Origin of the sequence: Candidatus Methylomirabilis sp. (assembly GCA_036000645.1) — a bacterium.
Classification (GTDB): domain Bacteria; phylum Methylomirabilota; class Methylomirabilia; order Methylomirabilales; family JACPAU01; genus JACPAU01.
On the sequence record DASYVA010000127.1, the window covers coordinates 1 to 2,577 of the forward strand.

Below are 2,577 nucleotides of genomic sequence, written 5' to 3' on the forward strand. Positions count from 1 at the left end.
GGTTTCAGGGTGGTGAGCGAGCGGCTCTGGGTCCCCTGCGTGAACGAGGTTCGGCGGTCCACCTCTAGGCCGATCGTCTCCCCCTCGTGCCTGATGGTCAGGCGGCTCTGCCCCGGGTCCACCCCGACGACCTGGGCCAGCATGGTGACCGCCTTGGCCTTCGGCCCGGCGGCAATGGCGGCCCCGGCGCAGGGGTTGCACGGATTGGCGGCCTTGGCGGCACACGGATTTGCGGCGCAGGGGTTCGCGGCACATGGATTGGCCTGGGCCCCGGCGGGGAGGCCCAGCACGACGGCGAGCAAGATGGTCGCAGAGGTCAGCCCGACAATTCGACACCGCATGGCACGTTCCTCCTCTGGAGACGCCCGCCATTCCGGCGGACATCCCACTGCGGGCCCGGATCATGGTGCTGGCACGATTGTCTCCGCGAGATAGGTGGATTCAGTTCGAAGAGTGTGGCAATAGAGAGAACACTCGGCTGCCTCGCTAGTATGCGACTCTGCCGAGCCATACCCTCGCGGCTCTCCCAAGGGCGGGTCGCCCCGTATGCGGCGCCAGTCCTGCTATTTTAGGAAACACGGCCGGCCGGCGAGATATTCCCAGAACCCTGCGTCTCTGAGCCTCGATCGCCCGCGACTCATCTTGGTCGTCCCCGGTAAGGAGAGGCGAACCAGGGGCAGCGCCCCTCTGTCCTCTGAAACAAGCCAGCCCTGCCGCATATTCCCACCCTGGGGCGCTCTTCAGGTGGCAAACGGGTTCCGCGGCTAAGGGGAGCGGGCCCAGGCCTCTCGGGCCCCGTCCGGAATACTCGACGGGGCCCGGTTGTTTTCAGGGTGAGGCCGGGTCGGGGGGGGGCGCGTATCCTTTTCGGATCCGGAGCATCTACAAGGGCAGACGCGGCCGCGGGATCGAGAGCGAAGGGGAACGTGAAACGGGATGAAACAGAGAGCGCCCTACCGGGCGCGGAGGCATGCGGTCATGAAGAAGCTCATCACGCTCGGTCTGCTGGTGGCGACGGTGGCGTTCACCGGGACGGTTTTCGCCGATGGGGGCACGCTGCAGGATCGGGAGCTGCAGAAGCTCTTCGAGTCGTCTGGTCAGGTGGCGGATCGGGCCGCCAAGGCGACGCAGACTGCCGGCCCGGGGGCGCAGGCGACCCACGAGATCCCGCCTGTCCTTGAACACCGCGGATCCACGATCAAGTAGCAGGTCACCTGAACGCCACGGGCCCCGCCGGGAATTCCCGGCGGGGCCCGATTCTTTTTGCTGGCAGGTCCGCCTTCTCCGCCGCGGCCCCTGAGGATCGTTCCCCTGTTCCTTGGTGCCGTCCCCCGCCTGTTCCCGTGAAACGCTGCCCGCCTCCCCTTTCCGTACTTGGGCTTCCGGGGGCCGCGCGCTAACTCCTCTCAGCCTAACCGGTTCGGCTCCCGTCGGGGGCTCAGCGCCCTCCGTCCTGCGCACCTGGCACCCGCCTTGCCTCTTTTCTGCCGCGTCGGCCTCATCCCGAGTTCCTGGCGCCACCTGCTAGCGCATCACTACCCTCCAAGCCCGGCGAGGTAAATCCCCGGCCTCGCCGGGCCCCTTTATGGCTTCCGCCCTTCCGGCCTCCCAATGGCCGCAGGAGGGAGCTGTGATTCGTGAAACAGCGCACTTGGGGGCGCGGGTATTCGGTTGCGGGCCCCCACTACCGGCCGACACTGCCGTCCCGAGGGAGGCGTCCATCGAGGCTGGGTCATGGGCTTGACGAGGGCTGACGAGCGAAGAGAGAGAAGGGAAGAGAGGAGAAAGGAGGTGAGCGCCTCCTCTTTCGGAGCAGGGCCAGACCTCGGGTCTGATGAACCTGAACCTCTGGCGGGGACATAGATCGGGTGGAGCCTTGAACGAAAGGAGCATGAGGATGAGGAAGAAGTGGTGGGTGTTGGGTCTCGCGCTCCTGCTTGGTGCGGCGCTGGCGGGTGCCCCATCACCCGCTGCGGCCGAGCTGAAGGTGGGGGTCAGCGGCTACGTCAAGCTCGACATCCAGTACGGCGATAAGCTGACGGGCGAGTTCCCCTCCCCTGGACCCAGCGATACGCCCCTCGACACCGCCGACGCGGACCTCGATAAGAGCCAGACCATCATTGATGCCCGCCAGTCCCGCCTCCGGGTAACGTTCTCTGACGAGGTCGTCGGGGTGAAGCTCTCGGGGCGGATCGAGACCGACTTCTTCACGAGGGACCGGACCCTTGGGGCCGGTAGCACGGACGCGCCCGGCCTCGCGACCTCCAACAGTGCCCGCCTGCGGCTCCGGCACGCCTTCGCCCGGGCGGATCACCCATCCGGGTTCTTCTTGATGGCCGGGCAGTACTGGTCGCTTTTCATGAATGAGACGATTGCCCAACCGGAACTGGTGGACTTCAACGGCCCGGCCGGTCAGATCTTCGCCCGCCAGCCCCAGCTCCGGGTGGGCTACAAGAATTCCCTGGGCAGGGGGATGGGCGACCTGGTCTTCGAGGCGGATGTGGAGAAGAACTTCGCAGGCGATAGCGACGGGGTTACTGAGGAGGCCCGGGGCGCCGGCCAGAGCTTCCCCCTCGT

Annotated in this window: 3 protein-coding genes; 2 read left to right on the forward strand and 1 reads right to left on the reverse strand. The window is 66.7% G+C overall.

Annotation, left to right across the window (positions count from 1 at the left end; genetic code table 11):
• On the reverse strand, window positions 1–341 hold a 341-nt coding region (locus tag VGT06_07300), incomplete at its 3' end, for a hypothetical protein (protein HEV8662925.1).
• A 637-nt stretch (window positions 342–978) separates the two neighbouring features.
• On the opposite strand from VGT06_07300, the gene VGT06_07305 reads away from it, so the two are divergent.
• On the forward strand, window positions 979–1,206 hold the full coding sequence (locus VGT06_07305; protein ID HEV8662926.1) for a hypothetical protein: 228 nt from the start codon (window positions 979–981) through the stop codon (window positions 1,204–1,206).
• A gap of 691 nt (window positions 1,207–1,897) precedes the next feature.
• A partial coding sequence (locus VGT06_07310; GenBank protein HEV8662927.1) for a hypothetical protein occupies window positions 1,898–2,577 on the forward strand: 680 nt, incomplete at its 3' end.